At 38.2% G+C, this 16,054-nt stretch carries 23 protein-coding genes; all 23 read left to right on the forward strand.

Going from position 1 to position 16,054, the window contains the following annotated elements; all coding sequences use genetic code 11:
- The first annotated feature begins 5 nt into the window (after window positions 1–5).
- The 23 genes from SMUL_RS03105 to SMUL_RS03215 all read left to right on the forward strand — a co-directional run bounded on the left by SMUL_RS03105 (window position 6) and on the right by SMUL_RS03215 (window position 15,858).
- A complete protein-coding gene (locus SMUL_RS03105) occupies window positions 6–680 on the forward strand; it encodes a response regulator transcription factor (RefSeq protein WP_025343805.1) in 675 nt (224 codons plus the stop codon).
- Between the two features lie 163 nt (window positions 681–843).
- On the forward strand, window positions 844–1,833 hold the full coding sequence (locus SMUL_RS03110; protein ID WP_025343806.1) for a TRAP transporter substrate-binding protein: 990 nt from the start codon (window positions 844–846) through the stop codon (window positions 1,831–1,833).
- 105 nt (window positions 1,834–1,938) lie between these two features.
- The gene (locus SMUL_RS03115; protein WP_025343807.1) at window positions 1,939–2,502 is read left to right on the forward strand and encodes a TRAP transporter small permease; all 564 of its coding nucleotides are present in this window, start codon (window positions 1,939–1,941) and stop codon (window positions 2,500–2,502) included.
- Entirely contained in the window at window positions 2,489–3,772 is a 1,284-nt protein-coding gene (locus tag SMUL_RS03120; RefSeq protein WP_025343808.1) for a TRAP transporter large permease, read from the forward strand. Before SMUL_RS03115 ends, SMUL_RS03120 begins: the two co-directional genes overlap by 14 nt.
- Window positions 3,773–3,876: 104 nt before the next feature.
- A complete protein-coding gene (locus SMUL_RS03125; protein WP_025343809.1) occupies window positions 3,877–4,170 on the forward strand; it encodes a nucleotidyltransferase family protein in 294 nt (97 codons plus the stop codon).
- Window positions 4,163–4,516, forward strand: coding sequence for a HepT-like ribonuclease domain-containing protein (locus SMUL_RS03130; RefSeq protein ID WP_025343810.1), 354 nt, complete (start codon window positions 4,163–4,165; stop codon window positions 4,514–4,516). The genes SMUL_RS03125 and SMUL_RS03130 overlap by 8 nt, the downstream gene beginning before the upstream one ends.
- A gap of 142 nt (window positions 4,517–4,658) precedes the next feature.
- Entirely contained in the window at window positions 4,659–5,987 is a 1,329-nt protein-coding gene (locus SMUL_RS03135) for an OprD family outer membrane porin (RefSeq protein WP_025343811.1), read from the forward strand.
- A 162-nt stretch (window positions 5,988–6,149) separates the two neighbouring features.
- Complete coding sequence (locus tag SMUL_RS03140; protein ID WP_025343812.1) at window positions 6,150–6,431, forward strand: type II toxin-antitoxin system Phd/YefM family antitoxin; 282 nt, start codon at window positions 6,150–6,152, stop codon at window positions 6,429–6,431.
- Window positions 6,418–6,741 carry a type II toxin-antitoxin system RelE/ParE family toxin gene (locus tag SMUL_RS03145; RefSeq protein WP_025343813.1) on the forward strand — a complete coding sequence of 108 codons (324 nt, stop codon included), beginning with the start codon at window positions 6,418–6,420 and terminating at the stop codon, window positions 6,739–6,741. Before SMUL_RS03140 ends, SMUL_RS03145 begins: the two co-directional genes overlap by 14 nt.
- A gap of 112 nt (window positions 6,742–6,853) precedes the next feature.
- Window positions 6,854–7,108 (forward strand): DUF4258 domain-containing protein, encoded by a 255-nt coding sequence (locus tag SMUL_RS03150; protein WP_084613067.1) that lies wholly within the window; start codon window positions 6,854–6,856, stop codon window positions 7,106–7,108.
- The gene (locus tag SMUL_RS03155) at window positions 7,098–7,295 is read left to right on the forward strand and encodes a DUF2283 domain-containing protein (RefSeq protein WP_025343815.1); all 198 of its coding nucleotides are present in this window, start codon (window positions 7,098–7,100) and stop codon (window positions 7,293–7,295) included. Before SMUL_RS03150 ends, SMUL_RS03155 begins: the two co-directional genes overlap by 11 nt.
- A gap of 235 nt (window positions 7,296–7,530) precedes the next feature.
- Complete coding sequence (locus SMUL_RS03160; protein WP_025343816.1) at window positions 7,531–7,746, forward strand: CopG family transcriptional regulator; 216 nt, start codon at window positions 7,531–7,533, stop codon at window positions 7,744–7,746.
- Window positions 7,736–7,990, forward strand: a complete 255-nt coding sequence (locus tag SMUL_RS03165; RefSeq protein WP_025343817.1) for a type II toxin-antitoxin system RelE family toxin — start codon at window positions 7,736–7,738, stop codon at window positions 7,988–7,990. Before SMUL_RS03160 ends, SMUL_RS03165 begins: the two co-directional genes overlap by 11 nt.
- Window positions 7,991–8,114: 124 nt before the next feature.
- A complete protein-coding gene (locus SMUL_RS03170) occupies window positions 8,115–8,363 on the forward strand; it encodes a type II toxin-antitoxin system Phd/YefM family antitoxin (protein ID WP_025343818.1) in 249 nt (82 codons plus the stop codon).
- A complete protein-coding gene (locus tag SMUL_RS03175; protein WP_025343819.1) occupies window positions 8,360–8,620 on the forward strand; it encodes a Txe/YoeB family addiction module toxin in 261 nt (86 codons plus the stop codon). The genes SMUL_RS03170 and SMUL_RS03175 overlap by 4 nt, the downstream gene beginning before the upstream one ends.
- A gap of 125 nt (window positions 8,621–8,745) precedes the next feature.
- Complete coding sequence (locus SMUL_RS03180) at window positions 8,746–10,032, forward strand: OprD family outer membrane porin (RefSeq protein ID WP_025343820.1); 1,287 nt, start codon at window positions 8,746–8,748, stop codon at window positions 10,030–10,032.
- A gap of 158 nt (window positions 10,033–10,190) precedes the next feature.
- Window positions 10,191–10,481, forward strand: coding sequence for a nucleotidyltransferase family protein (locus tag SMUL_RS03185; RefSeq protein WP_025343821.1), 291 nt, complete (start codon window positions 10,191–10,193; stop codon window positions 10,479–10,481).
- A 217-nt stretch (window positions 10,482–10,698) separates the two neighbouring features.
- Window positions 10,699–10,953 (forward strand): hypothetical protein, encoded by a 255-nt coding sequence (locus SMUL_RS03190; RefSeq protein WP_145923217.1) that lies wholly within the window; start codon window positions 10,699–10,701, stop codon window positions 10,951–10,953.
- A 295-nt stretch (window positions 10,954–11,248) separates the two neighbouring features.
- A complete protein-coding gene (locus SMUL_RS03195) occupies window positions 11,249–12,367 on the forward strand; it encodes an ABC transporter substrate-binding protein (RefSeq protein ID WP_025343823.1) in 1,119 nt (372 codons plus the stop codon).
- 100 nt (window positions 12,368–12,467) lie between these two features.
- Complete coding sequence (locus SMUL_RS03200; RefSeq protein ID WP_025343824.1) at window positions 12,468–13,364, forward strand: branched-chain amino acid ABC transporter permease; 897 nt, start codon at window positions 12,468–12,470, stop codon at window positions 13,362–13,364.
- A gap of 13 nt (window positions 13,365–13,377) precedes the next feature.
- Complete coding sequence (locus SMUL_RS03205; protein WP_038533777.1) at window positions 13,378–14,406, forward strand: branched-chain amino acid ABC transporter permease; 1,029 nt, start codon at window positions 13,378–13,380, stop codon at window positions 14,404–14,406.
- Complete coding sequence (locus SMUL_RS03210) at window positions 14,403–15,170, forward strand: ABC transporter ATP-binding protein (protein WP_025343826.1); 768 nt, start codon at window positions 14,403–14,405, stop codon at window positions 15,168–15,170. The genes SMUL_RS03205 and SMUL_RS03210 overlap by 4 nt, the downstream gene beginning before the upstream one ends.
- Window positions 15,163–15,858, forward strand: coding sequence for an ABC transporter ATP-binding protein (locus tag SMUL_RS03215; RefSeq protein WP_025343827.1), 696 nt, complete (start codon window positions 15,163–15,165; stop codon window positions 15,856–15,858). The genes SMUL_RS03210 and SMUL_RS03215 overlap by 8 nt, the downstream gene beginning before the upstream one ends.
- The last annotated feature ends 196 nt before the right edge of the window (window positions 15,859–16,054 follow it).

Raw genomic sequence — 16,054 nt, forward strand, 5'->3', positions numbered from 1 at the left:
TGTAAATGGATGAAAAGATGTTAAAAAAGCTTGCGCCATATAGAGTTTTGTATGCCGAAGATGACGTAGGAGTACGTAAAAATGTCTATGAACTGCTCAGCCTTCTTTTCAAAGAGGTCTATCTTGCGACGGATGGGGAAGAAGCGTACACACTTTTCGTGCAACACAAACCCGATCTCATCATTACCGACATTAAGATGCCGCATTTAAGTGGTATTGATTTGGCAAAAAAGATTCGCCAGAACGATCATAAAGCCCATATGATTATCATCACCGCGTACACGGAGGTAGATTTTATGCTTGAAGCGATTGAACTCTCTTTGCTTCGCTACATCGTTAAGCCCATCACAGAGCCTAAACTGTTTGATGCACTGGAAAAATTTTTGCAAGCAAAAGAGAAAGCACACCTTCAAGAATTAGCACCCAGTTGGTATTATGATTCATTGCAAAAAACCATTACACATGAGAGTGACATTTATGAGCTTACCAAGAAAGAGGCAAAGCTTATTGAACTTCTGTTACAAAAAGATTCGATCATCTCTTATGAAGAGATTGAGCAGAAATTATGGGAGAGTGAGTACATGAGTCTCAACGCCCTTCGTTTGATGATTAAGAACTTAAGAAAGAAGTTACCAGAGGGGACTTTAAAAAATATTCAAGGAATTGGTTACAAATTGTAACATAAAAAATCAAGAAAAGTTTAATTTTACCCAGTTTAGTTACAAAAAGAAACCATTGGAGCGTTATTCGTAATACTTTGAAGCTTTACATGTAAAGATACATAACTTTGACATAATTTTCACCTATAATCGACAGTGAAAATACTATGAATAAGGAGTCAACATGACTAAGTTTCTTAAAGTAATGGCGCTAGCAACGCTTCTTGTTTCCTCTGCTATTGCTGCAGAATATACCATCAAAGTGACACACGTCGTCAGTCCAAATACCCCAAAAGGTATGGGTGCTGATTTCTTTGCAAAAAGAGTCGGTGAGCTCACAGGCGGCAAAGTTGAAGTTGTTGTTTTCCCAAACTCACAGTTATACGGTGATGGCGAAGAGATGAAAGCCCTCAAACTTGGAAATGCTCACATCGCAATGCCAAGCTTCTCAAAATTTACCAGTATTGTTCCAGAGATGCAACTTTTCGATCTTCCTTTCATCTTTAGAGACAAAGATCATCTTTATAAAGTCTTAGATGGCGAAGTAGGGCAAGTTCTGAAAGATAAAGTCACCGCAAAAGGTTTCGTTGCGCTTGATTATTGGGATGCAGGCTTTAAACACCTCTCTTCCAATAAAAAAGCAATTTTGACCCCACAAGATGCGGAAGGTCAGAAGTTTCGTATTATGAGCTCACACGTTTTGGAAGCTCAATTCAAAGCGATTGGCGCAAATCCACAAGTCTTGCCATTTTCAGAGGTTTACTCAGCATTGCAACAAGGTGTTGTCGATGGTGCTGAAAATCCACTTTCAAACTTCTATACCAAAAAGTTTAACGAAGTTCAAACAGACTTAACCCTCTCTGACCATGGTTATCTTGGTTACTTGGTCATTATGAGTGAGAGCTTTTGGAAAAAATTCCCAAATGACCTCAAACCAATGGTGCTTCAAGCGATGAAAGAAGCCACCGTGTATGAGCGAAAGCTAGCGGCGCAAGATGATGAAGAGATGCTTACGAAGTTAAAAGAGTATGCAAAAACATCAGGCAACCTCAAAATTCATACATTAACAGCAGAGCAAAAAGCGGTATGGCAAAAAGCGATGGAAGCGATCTATCCACAGTTTTACAAGGTCATCGGTGAAGATCTCATTAAAAAAGTTCAAGCGGTTAAATAACCTAAGAGAAGGCACTTTGTTACAAATGCAAGGTGCCTTTTTTTGTATCTGCGCCTTTATGGCTTAAAAGACTTTATGTAAAAAGTTTGGATAAAAAGAGAAGAGATGAAAAAATATTTTACAATCCTCGATTTAGGGGTTATGGCAATCAATAAAAATATTGCAGTTTTTGGCATTGCCTTGGGTGTTATTCTTGCCTTTACAAACGTGGTACTGCGCTATTTTTTTGAGATGAGTCTTACGTGGGCAGGAGAGCTTACCAACTATCTTTTTATGTGGTCAGCGCTTTTTGGTGCCGCGTATGGTTTCAAAAAAGGGGTTCATATCTCTGTGACAATGCTTTTGGAGAAATTACCACCCATGATGGCAAAAATTATTCTGATGGGGGCACATCTGTTTAGTTGTCTCTACCTTGCATTGATGTCCTATTTTGGGTACGAATTGGTTTTGATGTTGATTGATTTTGGTGAAATGAGCATCGATCTACGCATTCCGATGTGGATTCCACACCTTGTTTTGCCTTTTGCTTTTATTGGCGCGGCATTTCGTGCAGGAGAGAAAATCTTTGAAGTGGCTGCAACGGACGCACATAAAGTGGTCGTAAACAGCGAACTTGAAACATTGCACGATTCATTAGAAATTAGAGGAGTTAAAGATGTTAATGCTTAGTATATTTGGATTACTCTTTCTCCTAATGTTCCTAGGCGTTCCTGTCTCTGTAGCGTTGGGTTCCAGTACACTGATTACCGCTTATTTCTTTACCGATATGGATTTACTGGGTATTACGTCACATGTGTTTGATGGGCTCAACAAGTATTCGCTCATGGCAATTCCTATGTTCATTTTAGCAGGTTCTTTCCTTTCAAAAGGTGGAGCGGCACATCGTATTATTGAGTTTGCAAAGTCGATCGTTGGGCACCTTCCAGGTGGTCTTCCTATCGCAGCTATTTTTGCTTCGATGATCTTTGCAGCCGTCAGTGGTAGTTCACCGGCAACGGTTGCGGCGATTGGCTCGGTTATGTTTAGCGCGATCAAAGAGGCAGGCTATCCAAGAGGTTATGCCATCGGTACGATTGCGACATCAGGAAGTTTGGGTATTTTGATTCCTCCTTCCATTGTTTTCATCGTTTACGGTGTTACCGCAGATCTTTCTATCGGTAAGCTGTTTATGGCGGGTGTTGTACCTGGTCTTTTGTTAGGTTTTATGCTGATGGCGCTAACGTATGTCGGTGCAGTACGGTTAGGCTTTAAACGAACCGAACCGGCTTCTTTTAAAGAGCGTTTGAAAAAATTTAAAGAGGCATTTTGGGCGTTGATGCTGATTGTTTTGGTTATTGGTGGAATTTATGGTGGTATTTTTACGCCAACAGAAGCAGGTGCGGCGAGCGCAGTGTACGCATTTTTTGTTTCAGTTTTCGTTTATAGAGATTTGAAACTCAAAGATGTCTATCCTATTATATTAGAATCAGCACTCACCAGTGCGATGATCTTTTTCGTCATCGCCAATGCAATGATCTTTGCGCACTTCTTAACCGATGAGACGATTCCTCAACAAATTACAAGAATGATTATGGACGCGAATGTTGGACCGATTATGTTCTTGGTTATTGTCAATATTTTGCTTCTTTTAATGGGACAATTTATGGAACCCAGTTCCATCGTTATGATCACGGTGCCATTGTTATTGCCATTGGTTATGGCACTTGGCATCGATCCGATTCATTTTGGTGTTATTATGGTCGTTAACATGGAAATCGGCATGATAACCCCACCCGTGGGACTCAATCTCTTTGTGGCGGCGGGTATGACAGGACTGAGCCTCAAAGAGGTCGTTGTAGCGGCTCTTCCTTGGGTCGCTGTTTTATTTGTAGGACTTCTATTAGTAACCTACATTCCTATGATCTCTTTGTGGTTACCGCAACTGATGTATGGCATTTAAGCTTTACATGTAAAGCATTCAGAAAGCAGTTTCTGCTTTCTGAATGCCCACTACCATTTATGCTATAATTTTCCTGCTTTAGCATTTCACTAGGGAGGTTCTTCATGGATAAAAAAATAATTCTTGATTATTTAGCCAAAAATAAAGAGATTTTCAAAGAAAAATATGGTGTAACGAAAATTGGACTCTTTGGAAGTTATGTAAGAAATGAACAACGTGATGACAGTGATATCGATATTGCCGTAGAAATGATAGAAGAGAAAAAAACGCTTCGTACATTTTTCGGATTTAAACAAGAAGTTGAGCTGGCTTTTGGTAAAAAAGTAGATTTAGGTATTGAAAGTACACTCAAACCTATTGCAAAAGAGTATATTTTAAAAGAAATCATTTATGTCTAAAAGAGACTTGCGGTTATTTATTTACGACATTAAAGAGTCTGTAGAGGCGATTTTGTCTTATGTAGATGGTATAACCCTTGAAGTATTTATGCATGATCGAAAGACCTACAGTGCCGTCATCCGTGAATTTGAAATCATTGGCGAAGCAACAAAACATTTACCCGACACTTTAACACAACACTATACTGATGTAGCATGGAGAGACGTTAAAGATTTTAGAAATCTTTTAATCCATGAGTATTTTGGTATTGACCATCGCATTGTTTGGAATACAATTTTATATGATTTACCAAAATTAAAAATCATCATAGAACAAATCATTATCGAAACGCAAACCAAAAGTTAAAAGTTTAGCCCTGACCCCATTTTGCTTTATAACAATTTGATTACGAAATGCCACATTGTGTGACATTTCTTTAAGAATTTATTGTAATTTTTTATTTTTTGTGATAGACTTATTTCGCCTTTAAAAAATTCAAGGAGATAATATGAAATTAGCTAAACTTAGCTTGGCGGCTATCGTAGTTGCAGGTCTTGCATCTAGTTCTTTTGCAGCAAGTGAAACTCTTGCAGACGCATTTAAAAACGGTAAAGTAAACGGTGAATTAAGAGCATGGTATTTTGACAGAGATACTGGTACAACATCCGAAGACCTTTTTAGTACAGGTGTTATGCTTGGTTACGTTACTGATTCATTCTACGGGTTGAGTTTGGGACTAACAATGCAATCAAACTATGCACCAGATGCAGATACATCAGCAAAACAAATGTATGATGGTGACATGTATGGTTCAGGTGCGGTACTTTCTGAAGCGTATATCGCATACACAATTGGAAAAACGACTGCAAAAGTAGGTCGCCAATTTATCTCTACTCCATTGGTTAATGGTTCTGGTTCACGTATGATCAAAGAGTCCTTTGAAGGTGCATTACTCCTTAACACAGACTTACCACAAACAACATTGGCAGCAGGGTATGTTTCTAAATTCCAAGGAAGAACATCTCAAGTAACTGGTGATGGATACCCAACTGCTGTTAATGGTGAAAGCGATATTCCTGACTTTTCAAAAAATGCAGTATTCTATGGCGCAAGTAACTTTACATTTGATGGTGCTTACACTATCTTAGCTATCAATAAATCAATTCCAAACTTAACCATTACAGGTCAATACGTATTAGTTAATGATGTAGCTGGAGCAACAGTCGGCGATACTGATGTTTGGGTTGGTGGATTGGGTTATGTAGTACCTATGAGCAACTTTAAAATCGGTTTAGATGGTGGGTATCAAGCATCTAAAACTGATAAATACAATGCTGCTGGTAATGCAGGCATTGGTTATGACGGTGGTATGTTCGGACTTCAAGCGTCACTCATTGATCTTGCGGGCTTTGGTCTAAAAACAGCGTATACATCCGTATCAAGTGACGACAATGTTATTCTTGGTATGGGTAATGGTGCTGGTGGTGCTGTTGCATTTACTGCTCCACTTATCGCTGGTGCAAGTAAAGTATCAACGGCTGATACGGATGCGTATAAAATCGAAGCATCTTATGATTTTACAAAAGTGGGCGTTGCTGGTTTAAAATTAATGGCTAACTATATCTCAATTTCTGCTGATGGTACTGTTACCGGCACCACTACTAAAGTAATTAGGTCAACAGATTGGACATATTGGGCAGGTCAAGTTGCTTATGATATCCCCGCAGTTAAAGGCTTGACATTATCTCTTGAATACGAAGATGCTAAACAAGAGCCAGATGGACTAGCATCAGTTAATAGCGATGAACTTAGATTCAGAGCTAACTACAAATTCTAATTTGTACGATTCTTAAATCGTAAGGAGTGGCGCTTGCCACTCCTTTTTTTATCCTCCCTTCTCGGGGTCGGAGCTAAACTTTTAACTTTCCAATATACGCATTTAATACCAAATTAAGTCTTTATTTAATACTATGGTACCATCTTGAAAGAGGAGGAAACAGTGTATTTAAGTCAAGACATTAAGCCAATCAGCTATCTCAAATCAAATACAGCACATGTTGTCAATAGTGTTACGGAAACACGAAGAGCCATCTATATAACACAAAATGGTGAGGCGAAAGTTGTCGTTCAAGACATCAAATCATTTGAAAATACTCAAAATATGCTGACACTTCTTAAGTTAATTGTGCAAAGTGAAAATGAGATGAATGACACTAAAATAATTGAACAAGAAGGTATGTTTCTTTCCCTTGAAGCGAAACTTTTTCATGAAACTATATGAGGTTTATTGGACACATAGTGCACAAGGAGATTTAGAACATAGTGTTGAGTATATAAAGCTGGATAGTTTAGATCTTGCTAAAAAGGTCTTTTTTGAAATCAAAGAGTCTTGCGATGCGTTGTACCATTTTCCAGAACGAAAAAGAGTTGTGCCAGAACTGAGCTATATTGGCATCACCCATTATCGAGAAGTTATCCATAAACGATGGCGAATCATTTTTAAAATAGAACGAAATGCTGTCTTTGTTTTATTGGTAGCAGATAGCAGTCGAAATTTTGAAGATCTCCTTTTGCAACGCCTCCTTAAATAGTTCAAATAAATTTCCATATCCTCCCTTTTCAAGGTCAGGGTTAAACTTTTAACTTTTTACAACAAAATATATAATCTCTTTGTTCAACTTTATATTTTGATATAATGACACAATGAAATATAAATTAACTGGGCATGCTATAGATGTCATGACTTCAAGAGGTATCACGATAGAGTGGATTGAACGGGCAGTTGAGTCTCCATCTTTTCACACCAGCATTTCTGATTTTGAAGAACATTTTTTTAAAACTATTGAAGAAGTTTCAAATTGGTGCTTAAAAGTAGTGGTTAATCCAACAAGTATGAAGATAGTCACTGCCTATTTTGATAGAAACATGAGAAAAAAAGGATGCAAAGATGAAAATTAAATACGATAAAGAGATAGATGCCATTTATGTCATACTATCATCTGACGTGATAGTTGAGAGTGAAGAAAAATTGAAAGATATCATCGTTGATTACAATGACAAAGATGAAGTTGTTGCGATAGAAGTATTGAATGTCAAAGAAACTACACACGAAATTGATTTGCCATTTATTCTAAAAACTGCATAACCGAAAAATTATCAAGCAAATAAAATCTTTAGGAGGAATGAAATGAGTACTTTAATCTTACTTATGGGAGTATCTTTTTTTAGTGTTTTGGGTTATATTGTTTATACTTCTCTTAATTTAGAACTCTAAAAAGATTATCGCTTATCAATAAGGAGTTATACTTTTAACTCTTCAACCTAATAAATTTGCCCCTCAAAGTATGGTATACTATGGTAATTATTTTAAGGAAAATACCATGACTAAAAAAATAACCATTACTTTGGAAGAGACTCTTATTGATGAATTAGGTCTTATTGCACTCGAAAGTGGAAAGAAAAAAGCTCAGGTCATTCGTGAAGCCTTACAAGATTATTTTGATGTACAAGCTGTTAGTAAAACAGTACAAGAGTACAAAATGGGTATGCTCAAAACCATCTCTCACAAAGATATAAAGGCTGAACTTGGCTTATGATATTATTTATGACCCAAAAGTTCTCAAACAACTCAAAAAATTAGACAAAGAGATAGCTTCTTTGATACTTGAGGGTATAGAATCTTTCGCAAAGAGTCCTGTGCTTACCAAAATTAAAAAACTTAAAACACCGTTTGATGGGGCATATAGACTTCGCATTGGTGATTATAGAGTTATTTTTTATCATGAAGAAAATCTAATGCTTATTTCTAAAGTTGCGCACCGAAAAGATGTTTATCTGTAAATTATAGCATTAAACGTTTACATGTAAACGTTTAAAGTTCAGTCCTCCCCGATAAATTCACATCGTCTTGACAAATAAACTATCTTGTATTAAAATGCCAATATATTGTCAAAAGGAGCTTTAGATGCAAGCCATTTTTTATTCACAGGCTAGAAATAACCTAAGAAGTATTATAAGCAAAGCATGCACGGATTTTGATCAGTTCATCATTACAACAAAAGATAATCAGTCTGTTGTGCTCATGTCCTACGATGAATACAGTGCCATCAAAGAAACAATGTACCTACTTTCTTCAAAAACTAATAGAGATAGGCTCTTAGATGCTGTTGAAGAGATTGAAGGTATGAAATTTACATGTAAAGAAATTGCATGATCATTGGCTTTGCCGCGAAAGGATGGGAAGATTATCTTTATTGGCAAGAAAATGATAAAAAAATTGTAAAACGCATCAATCTACTTTTAGAAGATATTAAACGAAATCCACATGATAGCAATGGTATTGGAAAACCAGAACGACTAAAAGGTGACTTGGAAAAATACTTTTCAAGGCGTATTACTGCAGAGCATCGATTGGTTTATAAATTTTTGGATGATTTAATTATTGTGGCACAATGCAGATTTCATTATTAAATTTTTTTAAACCTCTTTAATTTCTAAAAAGCTTACTATTTCATCACACATTTATTTGACTTTATTACTTTTTTTTGTATACTTCTGATTGTAACCGAATGGTAACCAAAATTTAAGGAGAAAATATGAAATTAGCTAAACTTAGCTTGGCGGCTATCGTTGTTGCTGGACTTGCATCTAGCTCATTCGCAGCAGACACACTTGCTGACGCTTTTAAAAATGGTACAGTAAATGGTGAGCTTAAAGCTTATTATTTTACAAGAGATAATGGTAATGATGATTCAGATATCTTTACAACAGGTGTTATGCTTGGCTATAAAACAGCATCATTCTATGGCTTTACTCTTGGATTAACGGCTCAAGGTAGTTCATCTCCTTTTGCTGATGATGATGCAAAAGGTGAGAATGGCAATACTGCAAGTTTTGTAAGTGATATGTATGGTTCAGGTGCTGTACTATCAGAGGCCTATATCGCATATAACATCGGTAAAACAACAGCAATGGTCGGACGTATGTTCTTAGATACTCCTCTTGTTGCTTCTTCTGGTAACCGTATAATTAAAGAAGCGTTTGAAGGCGCTGCTGTAATCAATACAGATCTTCCAAACACTACTTTAATTGCTGGGTATGTTCAAAAATTCCAATCAAGAACAGACCGTGATGGCAATATTGGTGAATTTACTAAAACATTCTCAACAAACTCTTCAGTTAATGCAGAACTTGATAATGGTGGATATACATTTGCCGTTATCAATAAATCAATCACTGGTTTAACCTTAACAGGCGCATATGCTTATGCAGATGCTTATTATGAAACAGATGCTGGCGTAGTAGCTGTTGATGGTGGTGTTAATGTTGGTTATGTTGAAGCATTGTATGAAGGTAAAGTTGGCGAGGTTGGCTTTACACTTGGTGCACAAGACTATTATAATAGTTTTGAAGATTCTACAACAGCTGATGATAGCATTAATTTATATGCATTTAAAGCTGGTCTAAGCTTTAAAGGTATCAACGGTACTGTAGCATATTCTCAAGTAAGTGATGATGCCGTAGCAGGTGATGCCCTTATTTCTGGATTAGGTAATGGCGCTGATCTTCTTTATACTGACCCAGTTATTGCAATGAACGGTTACAACAGAGATACAAAATCATACCTTATTGATTTAAATTATGATATAACTGAAGCAGCAAACATTGGTGTACGTTACGTACTTGCTGATGGATATTTAGGTGCAACATCAAATCCAAAGACTGTTACATCAGATAAATACGAAGCTTCTTCTTCAGCTGTGTATGGTTCTTATAAATTTGCAGGTGCTCTTAAAGGATTTAGCCTTGGTGCTCAATATGAGAAACAAGATAAAGATGTTGATGGCGACGACCTTTGGGTTAAAGCTAACTACAAATTCTAATTCTCACTTTTTAATCGCTCCGTCTTGTTATGAGGCGGAGTTACTCTCTCTTCCCTATAACGTGTTCTTCGCTATAAATTACGAATCATACTCCAATAGATTTCTTGCACAGCACCGAATGTGTTATAATGTAAGTAATCAATTTATAGGAGGCAGATATGAGTCGTGAAGATATTTTATCTTTTTTACAATCACATAAAGATGAATTCTATCAAAAGTATTCTGTCACAAAAATTGGCTTATTTGGTAGTTATGCAAAAGGTACAGCAAGCAGTGAGAGTGACGTGGATGTCATTGTTCAGCTTGATAAACCAAACCTTTTAACGCTCTCAGCGATTCGCCAAGAATTGCAAGAAACTTTTAAAATACCTGTCGATGTCATTCGTCTCAGAGAGACAATGAATCCTTTTCTCAAACAGCAAATTACACAAGAAGCCATTTATGTCTGATGCTTCAGTATTAGAGACACTAAAACAAATCGCAAGTGCAGCAGAAAGAATCTTATTGAAAAGTGATCTTCAAGCTTCTTAACAGCCCCGACTTTTCTTACCAATTTTTTGTCTTCTTGATCACTACTTTACTCTAACTTATAAAAGCTTATTTTTTTATTGTTTTTGTTATAATGATTTCTATAAGGTTTCAACTCTTATGATCTGGAGTATAAACATGCCACCTATTGATAAACTTAAAGAAGAACTTGCTGTTTTAAGAGAAGAATATAAAAATCTTTTTATTTTCTTTTTAGCTACAATTACGGGAACGGTAACAACTTTTTATCAAGCATTGACACATCAAGTAGAGTTTTATATTATTATCTTGTCTGCACTTGGGTTTGGCGTTTCGACTTTTGTATTGCTTCTTTTGAAAAAAGTCAGAGAGAAAATTGATAAAAATATTGATGAACTAGGGAGTTTAAAATGATGATACTAACGACAATCATAGGTGGCATCTTAATTGCAGGGCTTTTAATGTATGCGGCGAAAATAATGGTCAGTGTCAAATAAACATAAGTGATGAAGTACGCCTTTACATGTAAATGTAAGAAGTGATCTTCAAGCCTCTTAGGAGCTCTTCTTAATCTTAGTAACAACCTTAATTTCTTTTGAAGGTCACTTCCTTTATCTGCACATTTTTTATACAGCAACCCTCCAACTTTACATTCAACCTTAAGTAACTTTCTTGTAATATATTTTCACAACTATACTAAGGAGTTTTCATGAAGAAACTAGCTCTGCTTGCTACCTCTGTTGTGCTTTTAGCATCGTCTTCTTTTGCAAAAGAGATCAGCGTAGGTGTTACGATGTCTATGAGTGGTCCGCTTGCTGCGTACGGACAAACTGCGTATGAAGGTATTGAGTTTGCAAATGCTTTGCAGCCAAAACTTAAAAATGGAGACACCATTAAATTGGTACTCATCGATACCAAAGGTGATAAAGTAGAATCTGCGAATGCGGCGACACGACTTATCAGTTCTGACAAAGTTGTGGGAATCATTGGTGAGCTTACGAGCACCAATACCGCTCAAGTCATGGCAATTGCTGAGAAAAAACAGATCCCTGTTATCTCTCCTGTTGCAACCAATGATAAACTGACTGAGCAAAAAGAGTTTGCAAACCGTGTTTGTTTTACGGACTCTTTCCAAGGCGCTGTCGTTGCTAACTATGCAACAAAAGACCTCAAACTCAAAACTGCAGTTGTTGTCGTTGATCAAGCGCAAGTTTACTCTCTTGGTCTTGCAAAAGCCTTTGTGGAGGCATTTACAAAAGCTGGTGGTAAAGTAGTCAAAGAGATCAAAGTAAGCTCAGGCGATAAAGACTTTAAAGCGGTTGTTTCTCAAATTAAAGCTGCAAATCCTGACATGCTCTTCTTGCCAATGTATCACCCTGAAGTTTCTATGATCGCGCGTCAAGCAAAACAAATTGGGCTTGTTAAACCAATGTTCTCAGGCGATGGTGTTGCCAATCAAACCTTTATCGATTTAGGTGGCGACGCGGTTGAGGGTTACATGTTTACAGACTTCTTTGACTATGCTGCACCTCCGACACAACGTTCAAAAGATTTTATTGCGGCATATGCTCAAAAAACTGGCAAACAAGAGGTTAACTCTTTTGTGGCGCTTGGTGCAGATGCGTATAACGTTATGCTTGATGCAATGAATCGTTGTGCCAATCCAGAAGACAGCATTTGTATCAACAAAGAGATCAAAGCTACGGCTAACTTTGAAGGCGTATCGGGTGTTATCAACATGGATAAAACCGGTAACTCTACACGTTCAGCGGTTATCAAAGTCGTTCAAAATGGCAAAGCAGTTTACAAAGCAACTGTCAATCCATAAATTCTTTTCTCTCTTTACATGTAAAGGTGTAAAGAGAGATTTTAGAGCAATTTCCACTTGCAAAAGTGGGCATTGCTCTAAAATATTTTAGGAGATCTATTTGGATTTAACAATGTTTATGCAACAAATGATCAATGGCTTTAGCCTTGGTAGTATGTATGCGCTGATTGCCATTGGTTATACGATGGTATATGGAGTATTAAGACTCATTAACTTCGCGCATGGCGATATTATGATGGTGGGTGGATTTTTAGGTTATTTTGGTATTGCTGTACTAGGGCTTCCTTTTGGAGCAGCTGTTATTTTGGCTATTGTTGGTTCAGCGCTTTTGGGTATGGCGAGCGATCGTATTGCGTATCGACCCTTGCGAAGTGCTCCTAAAATTTCACTTTTAATTACCGCTATTGGTGTCAGCTTCTTTCTTGAAAATGCGTTTAACGTCTTTTTTGGTGGCGTTCCTAGAGCGTTCCCTGTGCCTGCTTATTTGGAAGAAGTGGTTAACTTTATGGGCTTAATGATGCCTGTTTCAGCGATTATCGTGCCAATTATCACCGCATTTTTACTGGCAGTTATTTTATGGGTTTTGTTTAAAACAAAATATGGAATGGCAATTCGTGCCCTTGCTTTTGATGTTGGAACGGTCAATCTGATGGGCATTGATGCCAATCGTATCATCACCCTTGTTTTTGGTATAGGATCAGCGCTTGCCGCCGTCGGCGGTATCTTTTGGGCGGTGAATTACCCTTCCGTTGAGCCGATGATGGGTGTGCTTGTAGGACTCAAAGCGTTCGCCGCTGCGGTTGTTGGAGGTATTGGTAGTGTTGGAGGTGCCGTACTTGGAGGTTTAATTATCGGTTTTACGGAAGTCGTTGTGATTGCTTTCTTCCCCGAACTGGGTGGTTATAAAGACGCCTTTGCGTTTATTTTCCTGATCTTAATCCTTCTCTTTAAGCCCACAGGTATTTTGGGCATTGATTTTGAAAAAAGTAGGTTTTAAGATGAATACACTTATGCTAAAAAAAGAACAGTGGCTCAAAATTTCATTTGTTGCCATTGCCGTGTGGTTTATCTGGTTTTCAAATTCTCATTTTGATGAATACACGATTCGAATTTTAAATAACATCGCTATTTTTATTATCTTGGCGGTAAGTTACAATCTGATCAATGGTGTGACCGGTCAGTTTTCCTTGGAGCCCAATGGTTTTGTTGCCATCGGTGCTTATGTCGCAGCGCTTTTGTTGACGAGTCCTGAAGCAAAACAGTACCAATACGCGATCGTCGATCCCTATCCGTTTGTTTTAACCTTGCATGCAAATTTTGTGGTAGCGCTTCTTTTAGGAGGTGCTTTTGCCGCAAGCTTAGCAGCGTGCCTCTCGTTTCCTGTGTTTCGAGTACGCGGCGATTACCTTGCTATCGTAACCCTTGGCTTTGGATTTATTATCAAAATTCTAGCGATTAACGTTCCTGAAGTGACCAATGGTTCTTTAGGCATCAATGACATTCCTGAGTTCTCCAACCTCTACTGGACGGGTGGCATCGCGATGATTGCGGTCATTGTCGTGCTAAACATCATCAACTCCAAATTTGGTCGTGCGATGAAAGCGGTTAGAGATGACGAAGATGCTGCGATTGCGATGGGTGTGAATACCTTTAAAGCCAAAACACTTGCTTTTTGTACGAGTGCCTTTTTTGAAGGCGTGGGTGGTGGACTTTTAGCAGCACTTCTGACGAGCATTTCTCCCGATCTTTTCGACTTTTTCTTTACGTTCCAATTGCTCATTATCATCGTTTTGGGTGGTCTTGGCAGTACAACGGGTGCGATTATTGGTACGGTGCTTGTCATGGGAGGCAGTGAGTGGATGCGTTTCTTGGATGAGCCGATGAACCTCTTAGGGTACGAAACAACGGCAATGCCTGGTATGCGCATGGTTGTCTTCTCTCTTGGACTTATTTTGATTATGCTTTTTGCGCGCGAGGGTGTTATGGGAAAACGTGAGTTGACAGACCTCTTGAAATGGCGTAGAAAGGGTGGCAAATGATCTTGAAAATTGACAATGTCACGAAAAATTTTGGTGGCGTTACAGCCATCAAAGAGACCAGTTTTAGTGTAGCACCTAAAGAAATTTTTGGACTGATTGGTCCTAATGGTGCGGGTAAAACCACGATGTTTAACATCATTACGGGCAATTATGTCCCAACATCGGGTGAAGTGATTTTTAGAAACGAAGCGATTAGTGGGCTTAAGCCTCACCATATTGTTCGCAAGGGCATCGCACGAACCTTTCAAAATATCAGGCTTTTTTCAAGCATGAGTGTTTTAGACAATATTTTAATCGGGTTTGATTTCCAAGCACGCTATGGATTTTTTGAATCCATCATCCGTTTTCCTCGTTTTATCACAGAAGAGAGACGTATTAAAGCGCGTGCAATGGAAATTTTGGACTATTTTGACATGAGCGCATTGGCGCATGAAAAAGCGGTTGATCTCAGCTACGGACAACAACGCAAAGTAGAAATCGCGCGAGCACTTGCGACCAATCCAGACCTTTTGCTTCTTGATGAACCAGCAGCGGGCATGAATCCTTCTGAAACGGAAGAGCTTGGTGACATCATCAAAAAAGCACGTGTTGATTTTGATTTGACGGTTCTTTTAATCGAACACGACATGAAATTTGTCAACCAACTGTGCGACAAAGTTTTAGTGCTTGATTATGGTAAAACAATTTTTGAGGGTAAACCCGCTGACGCGATTCAAGACCCTGAAGTGATAGCAGCGTATTTAGGAGATTTTCATAATGATTAGTGTTAAAAATTTACATGTCTATTATGGACTGATCGAGGCTGTTAAAGGGATTGATTTTGAGGTGAAAGAAGGGCAGATTGTCTCGTTGATTGGCTCCAATGGTGCGGGTAAAAGCTCAACGCTGAAAGCCCTTTTAAACAGCGTGAAAAAAACGGGCGATATTAATTTTCTAGGCTACGACACGCGTAATCATAAAACGCACACGCTGGTACAACATGGTCTTTCTTTGGTACCTGAGGGGCGTAAAATTTTCATCAACTTAACGGTTGAAGAAAACCTTCGTATGGGTGCGTTTAACAACGATGAAAACTACGAACACCTGCGCGATACGATGTATGAGCTTTTCCCTCGCATCAAAGACAAGCGCTATCAGCTTGCAGGAACGATGAGTGGTGGTGAGCAACAGATGCTTGCGATCTCAAGGGCGCTTATGGGTGAGCCTAAGCTTTTAATGTTGGATGAGCCGAGTCTTGGGCTTGCGCCAAAGATCGTTGGGGAAGTGTTTGAGATTATTATGCGATTACGCGATGAGGGCATTACGATTCTTTTGGTCGAGCAAAATGCTTTTGCGGCACTTAAAATCTCAGACTATGCGTATGTGCTTGAAAATGGCAAAATTGTGATGAATGGCATTGCGAAAGAGATGATCGGCGATGATACGATTCGCAAAAAATACCTCGGCGGATAAGCCAAAACTGCTTTACATGTAAGCCTCTAAATCTTAGAGGTTTTCTCCAAAATAAGACTTTTTGCACGGACACATATATTTAATATTGTTATGTAAGGAAAGTCTTATGATTTATAAATTATTTACTCTAAAAAGGTACCATAATCACCAGACTTCTTTCATCGCGTTTCGTCGCCATGCACGTTAAAAACACGAT

Origin of the sequence: Sulfurospirillum multivorans DSM 12446, assembly GCF_000568815.1 — a bacterium.
Classification (GTDB): Bacteria; Campylobacterota; Campylobacteria; order Campylobacterales; family Sulfurospirillaceae; genus Sulfurospirillum; species Sulfurospirillum multivorans.

Bases quoted from the DNA above. Each gene is read 5' to 3' on its own strand.
- SMUL_RS03105 (WP_025343805.1), top strand. From the start codon at position 6: ATGGATGAAAAGATGTTAAAAAAGCTTGCGCCATATAGAGTTTTGTAT.
- SMUL_RS03110 (WP_025343806.1), top strand. From the start codon at position 844: ATGACTAAGTTTCTTAAAGTAATGGCGCTAGCAACGCTTCTTGTTTCC.
- SMUL_RS03115 (WP_025343807.1), top strand. From the start codon at position 1,939: ATGAAAAAATATTTTACAATCCTCGATTTAGGGGTTATGGCAATCAAT.
- SMUL_RS03120 (WP_025343808.1), top strand. From the start codon at position 2,489: ATGTTAATGCTTAGTATATTTGGATTACTCTTTCTCCTAATGTTCCTA.
- SMUL_RS03125 (WP_025343809.1), top strand. From the start codon at position 3,877: ATGGATAAAAAAATAATTCTTGATTATTTAGCCAAAAATAAAGAGATT.
- SMUL_RS03130 (WP_025343810.1), top strand. From the start codon at position 4,163: ATGTCTAAAAGAGACTTGCGGTTATTTATTTACGACATTAAAGAGTCT.
- SMUL_RS03135 (WP_025343811.1), top strand. From the start codon at position 4,659: ATGAAATTAGCTAAACTTAGCTTGGCGGCTATCGTAGTTGCAGGTCTT.
- SMUL_RS03145 (WP_025343813.1), top strand. From the start codon at position 6,418: ATGAAACTATATGAGGTTTATTGGACACATAGTGCACAAGGAGATTTA.
- SMUL_RS03150 (WP_084613067.1), top strand. From the start codon at position 6,854: ATGAAATATAAATTAACTGGGCATGCTATAGATGTCATGACTTCAAGA.
- SMUL_RS03155 (WP_025343815.1), top strand. From the start codon at position 7,098: ATGAAAATTAAATACGATAAAGAGATAGATGCCATTTATGTCATACTA.
- SMUL_RS03160 (WP_025343816.1), top strand. From the start codon at position 7,531: ATGACTAAAAAAATAACCATTACTTTGGAAGAGACTCTTATTGATGAA.
- SMUL_RS03170 (WP_025343818.1), top strand. From the start codon at position 8,115: ATGCAAGCCATTTTTTATTCACAGGCTAGAAATAACCTAAGAAGTATT.
- SMUL_RS03175 (WP_025343819.1), top strand. From the start codon at position 8,360: ATGATCATTGGCTTTGCCGCGAAAGGATGGGAAGATTATCTTTATTGG.
- SMUL_RS03180 (WP_025343820.1), top strand. From the start codon at position 8,746: ATGAAATTAGCTAAACTTAGCTTGGCGGCTATCGTTGTTGCTGGACTT.
- SMUL_RS03185 (WP_025343821.1), top strand. From the start codon at position 10,191: ATGAGTCGTGAAGATATTTTATCTTTTTTACAATCACATAAAGATGAA.
- SMUL_RS03190 (WP_145923217.1), top strand. From the start codon at position 10,699: ATGCCACCTATTGATAAACTTAAAGAAGAACTTGCTGTTTTAAGAGAA.
- SMUL_RS03195 (WP_025343823.1), top strand. From the start codon at position 11,249: ATGAAGAAACTAGCTCTGCTTGCTACCTCTGTTGTGCTTTTAGCATCG.
- SMUL_RS03205 (WP_038533777.1), top strand. From the start codon at position 13,378: ATGCTAAAAAAAGAACAGTGGCTCAAAATTTCATTTGTTGCCATTGCC.
- SMUL_RS03210 (WP_025343826.1), top strand. From the start codon at position 14,403: ATGATCTTGAAAATTGACAATGTCACGAAAAATTTTGGTGGCGTTACA.
- SMUL_RS03215 (WP_025343827.1), top strand. From the start codon at position 15,163: ATGATTAGTGTTAAAAATTTACATGTCTATTATGGACTGATCGAGGCT.